Annotated in this window: 19 protein-coding genes; 9 read left to right on the top strand and 10 right to left on the bottom strand. The window is 61.2% G+C overall.

All coding sequences use genetic code 11. The annotated features are described in order from the left end of the window. Positions 1–18: 18 nt before the first annotated feature. The 6 genes from OKW98_RS01140 to lptM are packed head-to-tail and all read right to left on the bottom strand — an operon-like array spanning position 19 to position 4,619. Positions 19–714 (bottom strand): HAD family hydrolase, encoded by a 696-nt coding sequence (locus OKW98_RS01140; RefSeq protein WP_265387633.1) that lies wholly within the window; start codon positions 712–714, stop codon positions 19–21. Then, positions 704–1,609, bottom strand: a complete 906-nt coding sequence (gene xerC / locus OKW98_RS01135; protein WP_265387632.1) for a tyrosine recombinase XerC — start codon at positions 1,607–1,609, stop codon at positions 704–706. The genes OKW98_RS01140 and xerC overlap by 11 nt, the downstream gene beginning before the upstream one ends. 2 nt (positions 1,610–1,611) lie before the next feature. After that, complete coding sequence (locus OKW98_RS01130) at positions 1,612–2,349, bottom strand: DUF484 family protein (protein ID WP_265387631.1); 738 nt, start codon at positions 2,347–2,349, stop codon at positions 1,612–1,614. A 13-nt stretch (positions 2,350–2,362) separates the two neighbouring features. Beyond that, complete coding sequence (dapF, locus tag OKW98_RS01125; protein WP_265387630.1) at positions 2,363–3,193, bottom strand: diaminopimelate epimerase; 831 nt, start codon at positions 3,191–3,193, stop codon at positions 2,363–2,365. Positions 3,194–3,197: 4 nt separating this feature from the next. After that, positions 3,198–4,445 (bottom strand): diaminopimelate decarboxylase, encoded by a 1,248-nt coding sequence (gene lysA / locus OKW98_RS01120; protein ID WP_265387629.1) that lies wholly within the window; start codon positions 4,443–4,445, stop codon positions 3,198–3,200. 9 nt (positions 4,446–4,454) lie between these two features. Next, entirely contained in the window at positions 4,455–4,619 is a 165-nt protein-coding gene (lptM, locus tag OKW98_RS01115) for an LPS translocon maturation chaperone LptM (RefSeq protein ID WP_133773796.1), read from the bottom strand. Positions 4,620–4,907: 288 nt separating this feature from the next. Here lptM and cyaY point away from each other — a divergent pair, with 288 nt between their 5' ends. Both cyaY and OKW98_RS01105 read left to right on the top strand, forming a co-directional pair. Beyond that, complete coding sequence (gene cyaY, locus OKW98_RS01110) at positions 4,908–5,264, top strand: iron donor protein CyaY (protein ID WP_237250061.1); 357 nt, start codon at positions 4,908–4,910, stop codon at positions 5,262–5,264. Further along, the gene (locus tag OKW98_RS01105; protein WP_265387628.1) at positions 5,261–5,494 is read left to right on the top strand and encodes a DUF1289 domain-containing protein; all 234 of its coding nucleotides are present in this window, start codon (positions 5,261–5,263) and stop codon (positions 5,492–5,494) included. Before cyaY ends, OKW98_RS01105 begins: the two co-directional genes overlap by 4 nt. Before the next feature lies 1 nt (position 5,495). On the opposite strand, the gene OKW98_RS01100 is transcribed toward OKW98_RS01105, so the two are convergent. The 4 genes from OKW98_RS01100 to argH form a co-directional block, all read right to left on the bottom strand. Then, entirely contained in the window at positions 5,496–8,345 is a 2,850-nt protein-coding gene (locus OKW98_RS01100) for a class I adenylate cyclase (RefSeq protein ID WP_265387627.1), read from the bottom strand. A 199-nt stretch (positions 8,346–8,544) separates the two neighbouring features. Beyond that, a complete protein-coding gene (locus tag OKW98_RS01095; RefSeq protein WP_133773789.1) occupies positions 8,545–8,796 on the bottom strand; it encodes a TIGR02647 family protein in 252 nt (83 codons plus the stop codon). 170 nt (positions 8,797–8,966) lie between these two features. Next, entirely contained in the window at positions 8,967–9,260 is a 294-nt protein-coding gene (locus OKW98_RS01090; RefSeq protein WP_265387626.1) for a hypothetical protein, read from the bottom strand. A gap of 63 nt (positions 9,261–9,323) precedes the next feature. Further along, positions 9,324–10,718, bottom strand: coding sequence for an argininosuccinate lyase (argH, locus tag OKW98_RS01085; protein ID WP_265387625.1), 1,395 nt, complete (start codon positions 10,716–10,718; stop codon positions 9,324–9,326). Positions 10,719–10,864: 146 nt separating this feature from the next. On the opposite strand from argH, the gene OKW98_RS01080 reads away from it, so the two are divergent. The 7 genes from OKW98_RS01080 (at position 10,865) to OKW98_RS01050 (ending at position 17,774) form a co-directional block, all read left to right on the top strand. Next, positions 10,865–11,947, top strand: coding sequence for a sensor histidine kinase (locus OKW98_RS01080; protein WP_265387624.1), 1,083 nt, complete (start codon positions 10,865–10,867; stop codon positions 11,945–11,947). Next, a complete protein-coding gene (locus tag OKW98_RS01075; protein WP_133773782.1) occupies positions 11,944–12,690 on the top strand; it encodes a LytR/AlgR family response regulator transcription factor in 747 nt (248 codons plus the stop codon). The genes OKW98_RS01080 and OKW98_RS01075 overlap by 4 nt, the downstream gene beginning before the upstream one ends. A 157-nt stretch (positions 12,691–12,847) precedes the next feature. Further along, complete coding sequence (hemC, locus tag OKW98_RS01070; protein WP_265387623.1) at positions 12,848–13,789, top strand: hydroxymethylbilane synthase; 942 nt, start codon at positions 12,848–12,850, stop codon at positions 13,787–13,789. Further along, a complete protein-coding gene (locus OKW98_RS01065) occupies positions 13,786–14,559 on the top strand; it encodes a uroporphyrinogen-III synthase (protein WP_265387622.1) in 774 nt (257 codons plus the stop codon). The genes hemC and OKW98_RS01065 overlap by 4 nt, the downstream gene beginning before the upstream one ends. Positions 14,560–14,608: 49 nt before the next feature. Continuing rightward, entirely contained in the window at positions 14,609–15,751 is a 1,143-nt protein-coding gene (locus OKW98_RS01060) for a uroporphyrinogen-III C-methyltransferase (protein ID WP_265387621.1), read from the top strand. Further along, positions 15,748–16,995, top strand: coding sequence for a heme biosynthesis protein HemY (locus tag OKW98_RS01055; RefSeq protein WP_265387620.1), 1,248 nt, complete (start codon positions 15,748–15,750; stop codon positions 16,993–16,995). Before OKW98_RS01060 ends, OKW98_RS01055 begins: the two co-directional genes overlap by 4 nt. Before the next feature lie 251 nt (positions 16,996–17,246). Next, positions 17,247–17,774, top strand: coding sequence for a disulfide bond formation protein B (locus OKW98_RS01050; RefSeq protein ID WP_265387619.1), 528 nt, complete (start codon positions 17,247–17,249; stop codon positions 17,772–17,774). Positions 17,775–17,837: the final 63 nt, after the last annotated feature.

The raw sequence follows: 17,837 nt of genomic DNA, 5'->3' as shown, positions 1-17,837 counted from the left end.
CCCTCCGCAGGAAGCGGATCAATCCCAGCGCGCCAGCACCTCTGGCAACTGCGCCAGGCTGTTGATCTCGGCATCCGGCGCTTTTTCAGCCTCCCAGACTTTGCCGCCGGGGTTGTACCAGATCGCCCGCATGCCGGCCTGCTGAGCACCGGCGATGTCGTCACCGGGATGGTCGCCGACATGCACGGCCTGGCTGGCATCGGCATTGCCGCGCTTCAGCGCTTCGACAAAGGGCGCAGGGTCAGGCTTGCCGATGCCCAAATCTTCGGCGCACAGCGCGAAGGCGAAATGATCGGCCAGGCCCAGGCGGCGTACGTCGGCATTGCCGTTGGTCACGACGCCCAAGGTGTAGGACTTTGCCAGGATCTCCAGTGTCGGAACCACTTCAGGGAAGATATCCAGCTGGTGCCGTCCCTGAAGGAACACTTCAAAGCTCTGGTCCGCCAGCTCATGGGCTTCGGCATGACCATAGCCGGCATCCTCCAGGGCGTGAAAAAGCACCGTGCGGCGCAACGCACTGATCCGGTGCTTGAACGTGGGATCCTCTTCGATGAGTCGCGAGCGGATTTCCCAGAGATGCTCGACCGGAACCGGCCCGAGTTTTGGCGCGTTGGCAGCCAGCCACTCACGCAGCTTGGCCTCGGCACTGACAATCGCCGGTGCGGTTTCCCACAGCGTGTCGTCCAGATCGAAGGTGATCAGCTTAATGTTCATTATCGGCGTTACCTTTGCGCTTGGCCCGTGGATGGGCGCTGTCATACACCGTTGCCAGATGCTGGAAATCCAGATGGGTGTAGATCTGAGTGGTGGCGATGTCGGCGTGGCCCAGCAGTTCCTGCACGGCGCGCAGGTCCTGGGACGACTCCAGCAAGTGGCTGGCGAATGAATGCCGAAGCATGTGCGGGTGCAGGTTCTGGCCCAACTCGCGTTCACCGGCAGCTTTGACTCGCAGCTGTATCGAGCGCGGCCCCAGACGGCGGCCTTGCTGGCTGACAAACACCGCATCGTCCTGCGGATTGGCCAGCGCCCGTTGTTTGAGCCATTCCTCCAGCGCTTCCCGGGCCTTTCTGCCAACCGGTAAAACGCGGGATTTGCTGCCTTTGCCGAGGACCTGCACAAGTCCGTCCGCCAGATCCAGGTCTGCACAGTTCAGCCCGGTCAGCTCGGACAGGCGCAGGCCTGACGAATAGAACAGCTCGAGGATGGCCTGATCACGCCGAGCCAGAAAATCGTCTTCGACGCCGCCTTCTAGCAGTTGCAGGGCACGGTCGGCATCAAGGGTTTTCGGCAAGCGTCGCTCGCCCTTGGGCGGTGACAGGCCATTGGCCGGGTCGTGATCGCAAAGGCCTTCGCGGTTGAGATAGTGATAGAAGCCGCGAACGGCCGACAGCAGCCTGGCGAGGCTGCGTGATGACTGACCCTGCTGGTGAAGGCGAGCGACAAGGCTGCGCATGGCCCGAATATCCAGCGCTTTCCAGCTGTCGATGTGCTGCTTTTCGCAGAACGCCAGAACCTTGTTCAGGTCGCGGCGATAGGCTTCAAGCGTATGGCTCGACACTTGGCGCTCACTGCGCAGGTGCGTGCAGTAAGCGTCCAATTGCCGCTCCATGACTAGCGAACCGACCGCAGCGAATGGGTGAAGCGTGGCAGCAGGCGGCTGAGGACGTCGGCGATGTAACTGAGAAACAGCGTGCCGACCGAGCTCTTGTAGTGCTGCGGATCACGGCTGCCGATCGCCAGAACGCCGTGCAGTCCTTGATGGGTGAGGGGGGCAAGGGCCGTGGAGCCGACTTCCTTGCTTTGCTCGCTGCCGAACAGAAACTCGAGTTCATGCTCACGCAGTGCGCCACACAGGGTTTTGCCGCCGGACATCAGCCCGCCGATGGCTTTCTGCGCGTCCGCGGCACTGACCCAGCGGCCGACGGTCATCGGGTTGTCGCTGAAAAGGATAAGGCTGACGAAGGGCACCTGAAATTCCTGGCGCAGGCTGTCTTCCACGCAGATGACTATTTCTTCCAGACTGGTCGCGTCCATCAGATCGAGAATCAGCCGGCGGGTTTTTTCAAACAGCCGGTCGTTGTCCCGAGCAACGTCCATCAGTTGCGACAGCCGGTGGCGCATCTCGATGTTGCGCTCGCGCAGCAGTTTCAGCTGGCGCTCGACCAGCGAGACGGTATCGCCCCGTTGGTGCGGGACGCGCATCATTGCCAGCAGTTCGTCGTGCTCGGCGAAGAAATCAGGGTGTTGTTGCAGCCACGCCGCAACCGCCTCGGCTTCAAGGGCAGGCACTGCGTTCTCGGCAGGGGACTGGCCGGGCGTGTCGTTTGAAGTCTGAGGCTGGTCGGTCATTGGATACTCTCACTCATAGACGTACTTGGCCTTCATACACCCGGACAGCCGGGCCAGTCATCACCACGGAATGGCCGGGGCCGGCCCACTCGATGGACAGGCGCCCGCCCGGCAGGTCGATCAGCATCGGCGAATCCATCCAGCCCTGAGTAATGGCCGCGACCGCTGCCGCGCAGGCACCGGTGCCGCAGGCCTGGGTTTCCCCGGCACCACGCTCCCACACTCGCAGTTGCGCGCGCTGGCGGTCGACGACGTGGAGAAAGCCCACGTTCACCCGAGCCGGAAAGCGCGGATGGTGTTCGATCTTCGGTCCCAGCACATGAACGGGCGCGTTGTTGATGTCATAGACGCGCAGCACAGCGTGGGGGTTGCCCATGGACACGGCCGCGAGCTCTACGGTCTCGCCATCGACATCAAGGGAATAACTGACGGCCTGCTCTGGCGCCTCGAACGGGATGTCCGCCGGCACCAGACGCGGCGCGCCCATATCAACGCTGATCTGGCCGTCGTTGCGGATGTCCAGCTCGATGATGCCGCCCTTGGTCTCGACGCGAATCTGCTTCTTGGCCGTCAGCCGCTTGTCCAGCACGAAGCGGGCGAAGCAGCGCGCACCATTGCCGCATTGCTCCACTTCGGAGCCGTCGGAATTGAAAATCCGGTAGCGGAAGTCCACGTCCGGATTGTTCGGCGCCTCGACCAGCAGCAACTGATCGAAACCGATACCGGTATGGCGATCGCCCCATTGCTTGGCGTGCTTGGGCAAAATGTGCGCGTGTTGGCTGACAAGGTCCAGCACCATGAAATCATTGCCCAGGCCATGCATCTTGGTAAAACGCAGCAGCATGGGATTACTCCGGCAGCAGGCTTTCGCCGGCAAACAGCTCAGTCACGGTTTCACGGCGACGCACTTCGAAGGCTTGCTCAACATCCACAAGCACCTCGGCCGTACGCCCACGGGTGTTGTAGTTGGAGCTCATTACGAAGCCATAGGCGCCGGCCGAATGCACCGCCAGCAGGTCCCCTTCAGCCAGCGCGAGTTCACGCTCCTTGGCCAGGAAATCGCCGGTTTCGCAAATCGGGCCGACGATGTCGTAGGTGCGTTTTGCGCTGTCTCGCGGTTTGACCGCTGTTACGTCCATCCACGCCTGATACAGCGCCGGACGAATCAGGTCGTTCATGGCGGCGTCGACGATGGCGAAGTCTTTGTGTTCGGTGTGCTTGAGGTACTCGACGCGGGTCAGCAGCACGCCGGCATTGGCGACGATGAAGCGGCCGGGCTCGAACATCAGCGCCAGATCGCGGCCATCGAGGCGTTCACGCACAGCCTTGATGTAGTCGCCCGCGAGTGGCGGCTCTTCGTCGCGATAACGCACGCCCAGACCGCCGCCCAGATCGATGTGCTTCAGCAGAATGCCGCAATCGCCCAGCCGGTCGACCAGATCGAGCAAGCGATCCAGTGCATCAACGAAAGGCGAGAGCGTGGTCAGTTGAGAGCCGATGTGGCAGTCGACACCGATGACGTCGAGATTCGGCAGCTGCGCGGCGCGGATGTAAACATCTTCGGCGTCCGCGATGGCGATGCCGAATTTGTTTTCCTTGAGGCCGGTGGAGATGTAAGGGTGGGTGCCGGCGTCGACGTCCGGGTTGACGCGCAACGAAACCGGAGCGCGCACGCCCATCTGGGCGGCGACGACTTGCAGGCGTTCAAGCTCGTCGGTGGATTCGACGTTGAAGCAATGCACGCCGACTTCAAGCGCACGGCGCATGTCATCGCGGGTCTTGCCGACGCCGGAGAAGACAATCTTGTCAGCCTGACCGCCTGCAGCCAGCACGCGCTCCAGTTCGCCACGGGAAACGATGTCGAAACCGGCGCCCAGGCGCGCCAGGACATTGAGAACGCCCAGGTTGGAGTTGGCTTTTACGGCGAAGCAGACCAGATGCGGCATGCCGCTCAGTGCATCGTCGAAAGCGCGGTACTGCGCCTCGATGTGCGCGCGGGAATAGACGTATGTCGGCGTGCCGAAGCGTTCGGCGATGGCAGACAACGCCACTCCTTCCGCGAACAGCTCACCGTCGCGGTAGTTGAAGGCGTCCATGACTGATTCCTAGTAGGTCGAAGTCTGATGCTTGTGCGAGTGCGACTTGGTCTGGCTGGAGCCGTCGGCGGACGAGTCGTCGTCGGGCAGATACAGTGGACCTTTCTGACCGCAGGCAGAGACCAGACACGCAACTGCAAGCAGTGCGGCCAGGGAGGAAATCAGGCGCTTCATGGCGAAATCCTTTGTATAAGCATTAATTGCGCCCGAGTATACCGACCACCCGACAGATTGCCTATGCGCTGGAGTTCCCGTCCGGCGGGGGTTTGACGCCGCTGCGCAATTAGACGGTGCAGCGCGCGCGGATTTCTGACGCAGCCTGCGGTGGAGCGAGACGCTTGATGCCTTTCGGGCCAAAGCCGCTCCCAGTATTGCAGTTGGGCGGGTAGGCTTTGCATTTGCCGTGGAGCGACCGTATCGTGCGTCGCTGCGCCATCCGCTGACACTTTTGAGGTTCATGTAATGAGTTTGACCGAAGCCCGTTTTCACGACCTGGTCGATGCCACCCAAGAAAAGCTCCAGGACATCTTCGACGAGAGCGGTCTGGATCTGGACGTTGAGAGTTCGGCCGGTGTGCTGACCGTTAAGTTCGAAAACGGCTCGCAGTTCATCTTCAGTCGCCAAGAGCCACTGCGTCAGCTATGGCTGGCGGCTGCATCGGGTGGTTTTCACTTTGATTACGACGAAGAAGCGAAGCACTGGATCTGCGACAAGAGCGAAGAGCTGTTGAGCGAGATGCTCTACCGTCTGGCGAAACAACAGGCTGGGGAAGAGATCGACTTCGACGCCCTCGACGGCAGCGATGGCAACCGCCAGTGACCGTTAGCGCAACGCCGGTCAAACCGCCAAAGCCGCTGTTCAGCAACGTCAGCCCGGCTGTGCCGTCGCCGTGCATCAGCATCTGCCGGCTCGACGAGGACAAAGTCTGCACGGGGTGTCAGCGCCACGTCGAAGACATTCGCGAGTGGCGGGCGGCGACCGATGAGCGCCGGCGCGAGATCGTGCGACAGGCGGATCAGCGTCGCAGTGCGACTTCCGATCGCGTGTAGGTCAAGCCTCATCCATCGCGGCATTCAATGACTGTTCCAGCTCGGCTTTGTAGCGCAGGAACAGGATGGTCTGCCCGCGTGTCTCCCCCAGTATCCCGGACAGGTCCAGGTCGGTGATGTAGCAGCGGTAACGTTGCGGCTCGCGGCGCTGCTCGAGAATCCGCTGCGCCACGACGCTGAACAGCCGATCGCCATACTCCAGCTCGGAAAACTCCATCCCGTCGCAATACAGCGTCACGCTGACTTGGCCCGGGGATGCCTCCTCGATGATCGCCTGTACCTCGAAAAACGATTTATCGATAAGCATCGCTGGGGTCGGGCGCTGCTCAACGCGACGGGCCCGCCCGGATCCATCGGGGGTTATGCGGTAATACAAAGCCTCCAGCGAGGTTGATTCCAGCGGGTTGTCCAGCGGCAGCAACGCCACCCGCCGGTATATCAACGATTGAAAAAAGCGCTGCAGCGGCACCAGCAGGCTGGATTCAGTGTGATAAGGCACTTGCTGATGCCATAGCGCATTGCGCTCATCGAGCACGTACAGGTCGGCATTGGGTTCGTTGATCCGGTAAAAAACCTGAATGCACTCGGGCTGCCCGTAAGGGATAAGCAGCGACAAGTCCGAGTCCTCCAGCGCCTGGGGGTCCAGATGAATCGGGCTGTAGGCGCTAAGCTCTTCCCCCAGATAGCTGAAAAGCGCCGGCAAGTGTTCGAGTGTGATGTGACTGACCTGGCTGGGGATCATTTCCAGCACGTGATAGCGCTGCTCGACCTGGATGAGATAGCGATGATTCAGCCGCCGGTCCAGCAGCAGTTGTGCCGTGCCGATGAGCTCCTCCACGCGCTGGGCGATGGCCTGAGCGCGGTTGTGGCAAAAGCAGCGCACGCGGATGACAGGCCTGGCGGACTTTTCCGGCATGCCGTTGAACAATTCTGTCAGGCAGTCCAGCAGCGCATGGGGGCCGTCGAAGCGATTGACCAGCACCTCGTTCCAGCTGTTGAGGGTGATCTGATCGAAGGTCAGCACCAGATTTTCGCGGACACCGGCGTAGCTCAGCGAGTCCGTTCGCTCGGTGGTCATCAGGATGTTCAGGTCTTTGTGGTGCCTGAGCGGGTCGATGCCGACGTTGACCAACAGCAGGATTTCGCGGGGCACGCTCGGGCTCAGCAGTACCTCTTCCTCGACCATGCCCGGCGGCAGGGCAATGCTCTGCTGTAACGCGCCTTGCAGATTGAACAGCTCGAACTCGGTCAGATCGCTGATGCCGGGGTGCAGCGCCAGGCGCGTGCTGCTGTCGATGACGTTGTTGCGCTGGCACCACGTGAGCAGCTCCAGCAACTCGCGGCTGCGTTTTATCGGCGCAAATGTCTCCAGCTCGTGGGCACTCAGACTGCCGTTGTAAAGGCACCACTGATACCTGCCGGGCTCGCGCTTGTTCGGCAGCTGCGCCAGCGTCAGCGTGTCTTCCGCCAGATCCGGCGCGATGCCCGGATTGAGAAATTCCACTTTGCCGGCTTTGCGTTCAAAGGCTGCGTACAGACGGCGCCCGAGCACATTCATGTCGCGCTTGGTGATCGAATTGATCGCCTTTTGCGCGCGAGCGAACTGGGTCAAAAAGCGGTAACTGAAGTTGAGCTCGCCAACCAGTGCGCGGCGCTCGCTGGCAACCTGACGCACTTTCCACTGGCTGCGGCTGTCGAGCAGCGCCAGCTGACGCTCGTCCCAATTCCACTCACTCACCAGCCGCTCCAGTAGCAGGCGTTGCCAGCCGTTGCTGCGGTGGCGAGTGGCACCCGTGAGTTTCTTGTTCACCTTGAGGTACAAGCTTCGACGCACCAGCTCAAGTCGCTCCGGCTCACCCCGCGCCAGCAGGTATTCTTCGATGCGCCGGTACACCATCACGTAAGGGTCCAGTTCGTCGAGGTCGGCGCGGTTGGCGAACACGGCTTCCTTGAAGCGCATGCTCAGGCACTGCACCTGCGGGTGCTCGCTGGCATAGACCTCCGTAAGCAGCAGCTTGAGCACCGATTTGTAGGGCGATTCGATGCCTTTGAACAACTGCCACAGCCCTGCGCCGATGAATTCGCCTGGCGGGATGTGCGACATGTTGCCGAGGTCCAGCACCTCGTCAGCGCGAATAAAACGCTTTGACAGCAGGGTATGGGTGTATTCGGCGTAGCGCGCTTCCTCATAGACCGGCACCAGCCACCACATCGGCGTGCGCCCGGCCAGCCAGATGGCGGTGCGATAAAACTCGTCGAGCAGCAAATAGTGCTGCGTCGTGCCGCAGTCCTCGCCACTCAGCTGCGCGTCGCGCTCGCCGACGACAAAACGCTCCGGGTCGACGAGAAAGAAATGCGCCTCGGCACCCATGCTTGCCGCCCAGCTTTCGAGTGACTGGCATTTCTTGCGCAGTTCCTGGATTTCGTCTGCCGACAGCAGCGGGTCGTGGCAAATCCACACGTCCATGTCGCTTTGGTCGGCCTGGGCGAGGGTGCCAAGGCTGCCCATCAGGAAGATGCCGTGAATCGGCTGCGGTGGATTCACCCGGCGTGGTTTGTAGGAGAACGACCGCGTCAGGCGTTGCGCCTCAGCGAGGGCCTGGGCGTCAGGCTCGTAATGTGAAACGCCCGCAGGGGTTGAGCCCGACACATAGCCCGGCAACAGAGGATGATTGACGTGGAAAAACAGCGGAAGCAGCGAGAGCACGCTTTGCTGACGGGTCGACAGGCCTTCGTACGCGCGCGCCAGTCGACTCTCGCTCAGGGCCAGGAAGCGGCTGCGTAACTGAGCGAGGACCTTGCGATCAATGCCCTCATCCAGATCCGGGCGAATTTCGGAACTACGCGTCATCGCGACTCGAAGCCGGCGGGCGGCACTGCATGATGTGAGGGTGTAGCGATAATCAAGACAGCTGGGCGTCAGGCCGGTACGGCTCGACTGCGCGTCTTTTTTATGGCGCCATTATTTTATCGGCGCAGCATCGTCGAAATGGAGGATTCGCGAAACCTTTATTTGATGCGTCCAGGCAAAGGTTTCGCGAGGGACGAAGTCAGGCAGCTTCCTGGCTTGTGGCAAGAATGATCAGCAGCGATTGCGCGTGGTCGGCGGCATCCAGCCCCAGGCTGGTCAAGTAGCCTCCGTCCCTTTGCGTGGTGAGGCCTTTGTCGAAGAGTCGTTGGGCGGCAGCGACGGCAGTGGGTGCCGCAGTGTGATGGTGAACCTTCAGACCCTCTTTGGTGTTGCTCAGATTGAACAGCGACAGGATTTCCAGCTCGGCAACCAATTCAGGGGTAAACGACATAGGTGCTCCAGACTTTTTCCAGTGGATACACCGCGATCAGAATCGCAGGCGTGACGGCCCCATCGCCATGCGGCAGCGAGGCTGTTGGAGTGTAGTCAGGTCTGGGGATTTTGCAGGAAGTATCTGGCCGGTCGTCAGGTCGGTTGAGCGACCGGCATTTGTGGCGGACTTTACTCGTCTTCCGCCAGTCGCACGCCGGGCGGCATGTCGGGCAGTGCACGCAGGGCCGCTTCGTACCAGACGGTATTGAACGGGCGATCGTCGGCCAGGATCCCGTCGATCTCCAACGCCAGAATGTGGGCCATCATCTGAAGAATCTCATCGCGATCGGTGCCCACCAGCGTCAGCTTGTTGTACGTCGCCCGGGCCGCTGGAGGGTTGTCGCTCTCGATCTGATTTTCGATGGCTTCAATCAGCGTCGCTTCAGCGAACTCTTCTTCGTCGTTTTCGATGTTGTCGCTCATGTCGTTCTCGATGTCCTGCCAATTGGATGGAATCGCCCGCACCGGGCGACCCCGTTTATGCGTTTAGCGGGTGGCGAGCAAATGCTGGCCACGCACGACCGCTGCCTTGACCTGATCCGGCGCCGTGCCGCCGATATGGTTGCGGGCGTTGACCGAACCTTCGAGCGTCAGCACCGCGAAGACGTCCTGTTCAATCTGGTCGCTGAACTGACGCAGCTCGTCCAGCGTCATTTCGGCCAGGTCCTTGCCGGTCTCAACGCCATGCTTCACCGCGTGACCGACGATTTCGTGGCAATCACGGAACGGCAGGCCACGACGGACCAGGTAGTCGGCGAGGTCGGTTGCCGTGGAGAAACCGCGCAACGCGGCCTCGCGCATGATGGCGTGCTTGGGTTTGATCGCCGGGATCATGTCGGCAAAGGCCCGCAGCGAATCGCGCAAGGTGTCGGCAGCGTCGAACAGCGGCTCCTTGTCTTCTTGATTGTCCTTGTTGTAGGCCAGCGGCTGGCCCTTCATCAAGGTCAGCAGGCCCATCAATGCGCCGAATACACGGCCGCTTTTGCCTCGGACCAGTTCGGGTACATCAGGGTTTTTCTTTTGCGGCATGATCGAGCTGCCGGTGCAGAAGCGATCAGGCAGGTCGATGAACTGGAATTGCGCGCTGGTCCACAGCACCAGCTCTTCGGAGAAGCGCGACAGGTGCATCATCGCGATGCTCGCGGCGGAGCAGAGTTCGATGGCGAAGTCGCGATCGGAAACGCTGTCCAGCGAGTTGCCGCCGACCGCTTCGAAACCCAGCAGCTGGCAGGTCAGTTCGCGGTCGATCGGATACGTGGTGCCAGCCAGCGCGGCACTGCCCAGGGGCATGCGGTTGGTGCGTTTGCGGCAATCGACCAGACGCTCGTAATCGCGGCTGAGCATTTCGAACCACGCCAGCATGTGGTGGCCGAAGGTCACTGGTTGTGCGGTTTGCAGGTGAGTGAAGCCCGGCATGATGGTGTCGGCTTCGCGCCCGGCCAGGCCTAGCAGACCTTCTTGCAGGCGAGTGATCTCAGCCAGAATCAGGTCGATTTCGTCACGCAGCCACAGGCGGATGTCGGTAGCGACCTGGTCGTTGCGGCTGCGTCCGGTGTGCAGCTTTTTACCGGTGACGCCGATGCGATCGGTCAGGCGCGCTTCGATGTTCATGTGCACGTCTTCAAGGTCCACGCGCCAGTCGAACGTGCCGGCCTCGATCTCGCCCTGAATGCTCTTCAGCCCGTCGATGATGGTGTCGCGCTCGGCGTCGGTCAGCACGCCGACCTTGGCCAGCATCGTGGCGTGGGCGACGGAGCCCATGATGTCGTGGCGATAAAGGCGCTGATCGAAGGTCACGGAGGCGGTGAAACGTGCGACGAAGGCGTCGACGGGTTCACTGAAGCGGCCGCCCCAGGACTGGTTGGTCTTGTCGGTGCTCATGATTCGCTCGCTGCTTTGCTGGTGGCTGAAACTGATGAAAAACCGGCGCCGGCCGATTCTAAAGACGCGGGCGATGATAACAGCATTGCCGTTTATTTATCCCCGGCGGCTTGCCCGCAACGGTACGAGCGAAGAGACTGGCGGCCATGCAAATCGAGCGCAAACAACCGGGCCAGAGCAGCGCGCCCGGCAAAGAGTTTTTCCTCCCGGAACTGTGCCTGCCCCAAGCGCTACTGATGCTGGTCGTGCTGGCCGAGTTGCTGGTGTTCGTGCTCGTGCTCATCGAACCCATGCGGCCGGATTTCGACTGGGTGCGGCTGGCGCTGATTTCTCTTTTCGTGCAGTGGATCGTGCTGCTGTCCGCCGCGCTGCTGTGCGGCTTGCGTCCCTGGCTGGCGCGCCTGCGTGCTGGCGTGGCCGGCTGCATCGGTTGTCTGCTGGTGGTGGCGGTGACGCTGATGTGCACCGCTGTGACTGACTACTACCAGGTGAATCCCCCGACTTCGTTCGATGGCGTCATCGAACGGTACCTGCGCTACGCTTTGATCGCTTTGATCATGTCCGCGTTAATGCTGCGCTACTTTTACCTGCAGAGTCAGTGGCGCAAGCAGCAGCAGGCCGAACTCCAGGCCAGGATCGAGTCCCTGCAAGCGCGTATCCGTCCGCACTTTCTGTTCAATACACTCAACAGCATCGCCAGCCTGGTCACCAGCGATCCGCTTAAGGCGGAGCAGGCGGTGCTTGATTTGTCCGACCTGTTTCGGGCCAGTCTGGGCAAGCCCGGCAGCCTGACGACATGGCGCGAAGAGCTTGAATTGGCGAAACGCTATTTATCGATTGAGCAATATCGACTTGGCGAGCGTCTACAGTTGGACTGGGCCGTAAGTGCAATTCCCGACGACTTGCCAATTCCCCAGCTAACCTTGCAGCCATTATTGGAAAACGCATTGATTTACGGCATCGCGCCCCGTGTCGAAGGCGGCGTGGTCAGAGTTGAGGCGGACTACGAACGGGGAGTATTTATATTGCGCGTCAGTAATCCTTACGATGAGGCCGTCTTACAGCAAAATCCAGGCGGCACTCAGCAGGCCCTGGTAAACATCGGCGCTCGACTCACGGCACTTTTCGGACCTCACGCCAGTCTGAGCGTGGAGCGCCGAGACGGTCGTCACTTCACCTGTCTACGCTATCCTTGTGCGAGACTCACGCAGGAAGCCAGAGCAATATGAATGTCCTGATCGTTGATGACGAACCCCTAGCCCGAGACCGCCTCAGCCGTATGGTAAGTGAGCTCGAGGGTTACAAGGTTCTGGAACCCAGCGCCACAAATGGCGAAGAAGCATTGCAGCTGATTGAAAATTTGAAGCCCGACGTGGTGTTGCTGGATATCCGCATGCCTGGCCTGGATGGACTTCAGGTCGCGGCAAAACTGTGCGAGCGCGACACCCCGCCTGCCGTCGTCTTCTGCACGGCCCACGATGAATTTGCGCTGGAAGCCTTCCAGGTCAGCGCCGTGGGGTATCTGGTCAAGCCGGTTCGTTCCGAGCATTTGCTCGAGGCGTTGCGCAAAGCCGAGCGGCCGAATCGTGTGCAACTGGCGGCGATGACCCGGCCTGCTGCGGAAAGCGGCACCGGCCCGCGCAGCCACATCAGCGCACGTACCCGAAAGGGCATTGAGCTGATCCCGCTGGCCGAGGTGATCTATTTCATCGCTGATCACAAGTACGTGACCCTGCGCCACGAAGGCGGTGAAGTGCTGCTGGATGAACCGCTTAAAGCCCTGGAAGACGAATTCGGCGACCGCTTCGTACGTATCCACCGCAATGCGCTGGTCGCACGGGAACGCATCGAACGCTTGCAGCGCACGCCGCTGGGTCATTTCCAGTTGTTCCTGAAAGGGCTAAACGGCGATGCGTTGATCGTCAGCCGCCGGCACGTTGCCGGTGTGCGCAAGATGATGCAGCAGTTGTAAGCGAGTGCCGCGAGGAGCATGTCATGTGGGCGACACGCCGTCGCATGGCGTACGCAGGTTGATTGAGATCATGATGCGCGCAGATTGAATACAGTCATTCGGCCCGATCTGGCCGAGCTGTTATTATTCGCCGCATTCACTCAGCACGGACCGGTTCATGTCTTCTCGCGAAATCCGCATCGCCACCCGCAAAAGCGCTCTGGCCCTCTGGCAAGCCGAATACGTCAAGGCGCGTCTGGAGCAGGCGCATCCCGGCCTGATCGTGACGCTGGTGCCGATGGTCAGTCGCGGCGACAAGCTGCTGGACTCGCCGCTGTCGAAAATCGGTGGCAAGGGTCTGTTCGTCAAGGAGCTGGAGACAGCCCTGATGGAGCACAACGCCGATATCGCCGTTCACTCGATGAAAGACGTCCCGATGGACTTCCCTCAGGGGCTCGGGCTGTTCTGCATCTGCGAACGCGAAGACCCGCGAGATGCCTTCGTTTCCAATACCTACGCCAGTCTGGATGATCTGCCCGCCGGCGCTGTGGTGGGGACGTCGAGCCTGCGTCGGCAGGCTCAGTTGCTGGCGCGTCGGCCTGACCTGCAAATCCGGTTTCTGCGCGGCAACGTCAACACGCGCCTCGCCAAGCTGGATGCGGGTGAGTACGACGCGATTATACTTGCCGCCGCCGGCCTGATCCGCCTGGGTTTCGAAGACCGCATTACCGCCCCTATCAGCATCGACCACAGCTTGCCGGCAGGCGGGCAGGGCGCGGTGGGCATTGAATGCCGCAGCGTCGACATCGAACTTCATGCCTTGCTGGCCCCGTTGCACCATGACGACACCGCCGTGCGGGTTACCGCTGAGCGTGCGCTCAACAAACACCTCAACGGGGGCTGCCAGGTGCCGATCGCCTGCTACGCAGTGCTGGAAGGCGAACAACTCTGGCTGCGCGGTCTGGTGGGCGATCCCTCCGGTACCGTGCTGCTGCACGCCGAAGCACGCGCGCCACAAGTCGATGCCCAGACGCTGGGCGTACAAGTGGCCGAAGCGCTGTTGGCTCAGGGTGCGGCGAAAATTCTAAAGGCCGTATACGGCGAGGCGGACGGCGAGTGAAAGCCTGGCGCCTGTTGCTGACGCGTCCCGCCGAGGAATCGCAGGCGCTCGCGCAGACCCTGGCTGAGGTCGGCGTGTACAGCGCCAGCCTTCCGTTGCTGGAGATCGAGCCTCTGCCGGTTTCGGAAGCCAGCCGCTCGATCATCTACGACCTCGCGGCGTACTGCGCCGTCATCGTCGTCAGCAAACCGGCCGCGCGTCTGGGGCTGGCGATGCTCGATGAAGTCTGGCCGCAGCCGCCCATGCAGAAGTGGTTCACTGTCGGCGCGGCCACCGCGCAGATCCTCGATGACTATGGCCTGCACGTTTTCTTCCCCGAGCAGGGCGATGACAGCGAAGCGTTGCTCGACCTGCCACAGTTTCAACAGGCCCTCTCGGGCTACGACCCCAAAGTGCTGATCATGCGTGGCGAAGACGGCCGCGAGCTGCTCGCCGAGCGGTTGCGTGAGCTTGGTGTGGTGGTCGATTACCTACCGTTGTATCGTCGCCACCTGCCGCAATACCCGGCTTTCGCGTTGCCCGATACGGTTAAAGCGGAACGCTTGAATGGGCTGGTGGTCAGCAGTGGACAGGGTTTCGAGCATCTGCGTGAGTTGGCGGGCGACGCCTGGCCTACGCTTGCGCAGGTGCCTTTGTTTGTACCAAGCCCCCGGGTCGCCGAAATGGCGCGTGCCGCCGGGGCTCTTAACGTAGTGGACTGCCGTGGCGCCAGCGCCCCGGCTTTGCTGGCAGCATTGCGCGAATTCCCCGCGCCTGCCTCACAGGCGTAATGCTCGATCAGTCGGATTACGCGACGCCCCAAATGCAAAGGATGGACACGTGAGCGAAACAGTCTTGCCAAAAGATGACGTTGAACCAGTACTGGCCAAACCTGAGCCGCTGCCGGATCCAGCGTACAAAGAACCGTCGAATCGCCGAAGCAGCAACGGGCTCGCTATACTGGCGCTGTTGCTGGGCGCTGCGGGCGTTGCCGTTGGCGGCTGGAGCGTTTGGCAACTGCGCGCCATGCAGGCCGGTCATCAGGAGCAGTCGGGTCAGTTGCAGGACATCGGCTCGCAAACTCAAGCGCTTAAGCAGAGCGAGCAACAGATCGCCGCGCGTCTCGCGCAGTTGCCTCCGGCCCAAGAGCTCGAGGACCGCCGGCGCCTGGTCACGCAGTTGCAGGGTGATCAGCAGCGCCTGAGCCAGCGTGTAGAGACTGTGCTCGGTGCCAGCCGCAAGGATTGGCGTCTCGCCGAGGCGGAGCATTTGCTGCGCCTGGCGAGCTTGAGGCTGTCTGCTCTGCAAGACATCAACAGTGCGGCAGCGCTGGTCCAGGGCGCTGACGAGATCCTGCGCGAGCAGGACGATCCGGCAGCCTTCGCGGCCCGTGAGCAATTGGCCAAGAGCCTGACCGCGCTGCGCAGCGTCGACCAACCGGATCGTACCGGATTGTTCCTGCAGCTGGCGGCCGTGCGTGATCAGGTCGCGCAGTTGAATGAGCTGGCGCCGGAATATGTCGACAAGGGCGATTCGCTGTTCGGTTTGACCGATGGGAGCGAGGACAGCTATTGGGCCAAGTGGTGGGACAAGATCTCCCGGTTCGTGCGGATCGATTTTCACGCAGACAAGAATATTCGTCCGTTGCTGGCAGGCCAGAGCCTGACCCAAGTCCGTCTGGCGCTGAGCCTGGCAATCGAGCAGGCGCAATGGGCCGCGCTTAACGGCCAGGCCCCGGTCTATGAAAAGGCCATGGCCGAAGCCCGAAGCGTTCTGGACAACAATTTCAATCGCGATAACCAACAGAGCAAAGCCCTCGGCCAGCGTCTGGATGAGCTGGGCAAGCAGCCGGTCTCCGTGGCAACCCCTGACCTGACACAAAGTCTGGCTGCGGTTCAGGCGTATCTCGAGCAGCGTCATACGCCTGTTGGCGGTGCGCTGGAGAAACGCACTGACGAGGCGCAGCCCGGGAAACAGCCATGAAGCGCGCTTACGTCATCCTCTTCGTGCTGGTCGTGGCGGCGGCGCTGATAGGCGTCGCGATCTCTCGTCATGCCGGCTACGTGCTGATTTCCTATGACACTTTCCGCTACGAATCGAGCATTTGGGCAGCGCTGGCATTACTTGTCGCCGTCCTCTTCATTCTGTGGCTGGTGCGCGTGCTGATTACCTTGCTGACGACTTCCGGCGGCGTGGTCAATCCGTGGTCGCGCCGCAACCGCAGCCGTCGTGTGCAGAACGCGATCGAGCAAGGGCAGCTGGACCTCGCCGAAGGGCGCTGGGCCAGTGCGCAACGCAACCTGCATCGCGCCGCCGAGGCGGAACGTCAGCCACTGCTGTACTACCTCGGCGCAGCCCGGGCAGCGAACGAACAGGGCCGCTACGAGGAAAGCGATAACCTGCTGGAGCGCGCACTGGAACGTCAGCCGCACGCCGAGCTGGCCATCGCGCTGAGCCACTCGCAATTGCAGGTCGATCGTGGCGACCTCGACGGAGCGCTGGCGACCTTGCAGGCCATGCAAGAACGCCATCCGCATAACCCTCAGGTGTTGCGCCAGTTGCAGCGCCTGTATCGTGAGCGCGGCGAGTGGGCAGAGTTGATTCGTCTGATGCCCGAGCTGCGAAAGGACAAGGTGCTCCCGGCGCAAGAGCTGGCCGAGCTGGAAAGACGCGCCTGGGGCGAAAACCTCTCGCTGGCGGCCCATCGTGAATCCGACAGCGATAGCATCGGTACGGGTCTTCCCTCGCTGGAAAACGCCTGGCAGCAACTGACCTCGGCCCAGCGCCAGGAGCCCGCTCTGGTATTGGCGTATGCCGAACAGCTGCGTCGTCTGGGCGCCGACGTTCAGGCCGAGGAAGTCTTGCGCACGGCCATGAAGCGCGACTACAACACTCATCTTGCGCGGCTTTACGGGCTGGTGCGCGGCGCCGATCCTGCCAAACAACTGCAGACCGCTGAAGGTTGGCTGAAAAGTCATACCGATGACCCAGGCTTGCTATTGACCCTGGGCCGTCTCTGCCTGCAAAGCAGCTTGTGGGGTAAAGCGCGTGATTATCTCGAGTCCAGCTTGAGGTTGCAGCGCAACCCGGAAGCGTGTGCCGAACTGGCTCGTTTGCTTGCGCAACTGGGCGAGACCGATCGCAGCAATCAGCTGTTTCAGGAAGGTCTGGGTCTACTGGATGAGCGCTTGCTCGCCCGTCCGTTGCCAGCGCTGACACGCGTCTAGACTGGCGTCCGACTTGAACATGAAGAGGCCCGATTGCGGGCCTCTTCAGTGTCTGATTCTTTGTTTTGTGTAGGACGTTTCTGTGCTTTGTGTGGCTTGTTGAGAGGATCTTCGAGCTACCGGTATAACGTCTTAAGCACGGCGTCGGGATTTACCTACATCAACAAAGAAATATCCTCCGTTAGGTGCCTTGAAAGCGACTCGCGCTTTCCTCTACCGTAGCCGCCTTCGTCTTTTGTTACGGATTTTCCATGCAGCTGGCTCGTACGCGCTCCTTGTTCTCTCTGGCGTTTCTGGCCTGCGCATCGATTGTGGGAGCGACGCTTTATCTCGGCCCAGTGGTTGATGCGGCGCCATGCCCGATGTGTCTGCTTCAGCGAGTGCTCATGGCGTTATCAGCGGGTGTGTGCCTGCTCGCCGCGCTGCATGCGCCTGGCAAGTCCGGCTGGCGGATCTACGCAGGGATTCTTTTCCTGTTTTCCGCTCTGGGGGCAAGCGTCGCGGCACGTCAGGTCTGGTTGCAGGCTTCGCCGCCCGAGAACATGGCCGCGTGCATTCAAAACCTTCACTACCTGATGGAAACGCAAACCTACGTGAAAGTTTTGATGATGGTGCTGGCGGGAAGTGCAGGGTGTTCCGAGATCAACTGGTCGCTGTTCGGCATCAGCTTGCCGGAGTGGAGCCTGCTCGCGTTTTCCGGCTTGTGCCTGTTCGCGCTCTATTACCTTTTTATCGAGTTTCGCCGATTCAGATCAATGGATGTGGGGACTCCGGATTAAACACTTGTATGAACTTTCTGTCCTGCGTACCTTGAAGGGCTAGTCATGCGGGCATAATGTGGG

Source organism: Pseudomonas sp. KU26590, from assembly GCF_026153515.1.
Lineage (GTDB): Bacteria > Pseudomonadota > Gammaproteobacteria > Pseudomonadales > Pseudomonadaceae > Aquipseudomonas.
Note: the sequence above shows the minus strand (reverse complement) of the source record. Positions and strands in the feature narration are given on the sequence as shown.

Excerpts from the sequence above, each read along its gene's own strand:
- OKW98_RS01100 (WP_265387627.1), bottom strand. The coding sequence starts at position 8,345 with ATGACGCGTAGTTCCGAAATTCGCCCGGATCTGGATGAGGGCATTGAT.
- argH (WP_265387625.1), bottom strand. The coding sequence starts at position 10,718 with ATGAGCACCGACAAGACCAACCAGTCCTGGGGCGGCCGCTTCAGTGAA.
- hemC (WP_265387623.1), top strand. The coding sequence starts at position 12,848 with ATGTCTTCTCGCGAAATCCGCATCGCCACCCGCAAAAGCGCTCTGGCC.
- OKW98_RS01050 (WP_265387619.1), top strand. The coding sequence starts at position 17,247 with ATGCAGCTGGCTCGTACGCGCTCCTTGTTCTCTCTGGCGTTTCTGGCC.
- OKW98_RS01055 (WP_265387620.1), top strand. The coding sequence starts at position 15,748 with ATGAAGCGCGCTTACGTCATCCTCTTCGTGCTGGTCGTGGCGGCGGCG.
- OKW98_RS01090 (WP_265387626.1), bottom strand. The coding sequence starts at position 9,260 with ATGAGCGACAACATCGAAAACGACGAAGAAGAGTTCGCTGAAGCGACG.
- OKW98_RS01095 (WP_133773789.1), bottom strand. The coding sequence starts at position 8,796 with ATGTCGTTTACCCCTGAATTGGTTGCCGAGCTGGAAATCCTGTCGCTG.
- lptM (WP_133773796.1), bottom strand. The coding sequence starts at position 4,619 with ATGAAGCGCCTGATTTCCTCCCTGGCCGCACTGCTTGCAGTTGCGTGT.
- lysA (WP_265387629.1), bottom strand. The coding sequence starts at position 4,445 with ATGGACGCCTTCAACTACCGCGACGGTGAGCTGTTCGCGGAAGGAGTG.
- OKW98_RS01075 (WP_133773782.1), top strand. The coding sequence starts at position 11,944 with ATGAATGTCCTGATCGTTGATGACGAACCCCTAGCCCGAGACCGCCTC.
- cyaY (WP_237250061.1), top strand. The coding sequence starts at position 4,908 with ATGAGTTTGACCGAAGCCCGTTTTCACGACCTGGTCGATGCCACCCAA.
- OKW98_RS01140 (WP_265387633.1), bottom strand. The coding sequence starts at position 714 with ATGAACATTAAGCTGATCACCTTCGATCTGGACGACACGCTGTGGGAA.
- dapF (WP_265387630.1), bottom strand. The coding sequence starts at position 3,193 with ATGCTGCTGCGTTTTACCAAGATGCATGGCCTGGGCAATGATTTCATG.
- xerC (WP_265387632.1), bottom strand. The coding sequence starts at position 1,609 with ATGGAGCGGCAATTGGACGCTTACTGCACGCACCTGCGCAGTGAGCGC.
- OKW98_RS01130 (WP_265387631.1), bottom strand. The coding sequence starts at position 2,349 with ATGACCGACCAGCCTCAGACTTCAAACGACACGCCCGGCCAGTCCCCT.
- OKW98_RS01080 (WP_265387624.1), top strand. The coding sequence starts at position 10,865 with ATGCAAATCGAGCGCAAACAACCGGGCCAGAGCAGCGCGCCCGGCAAA.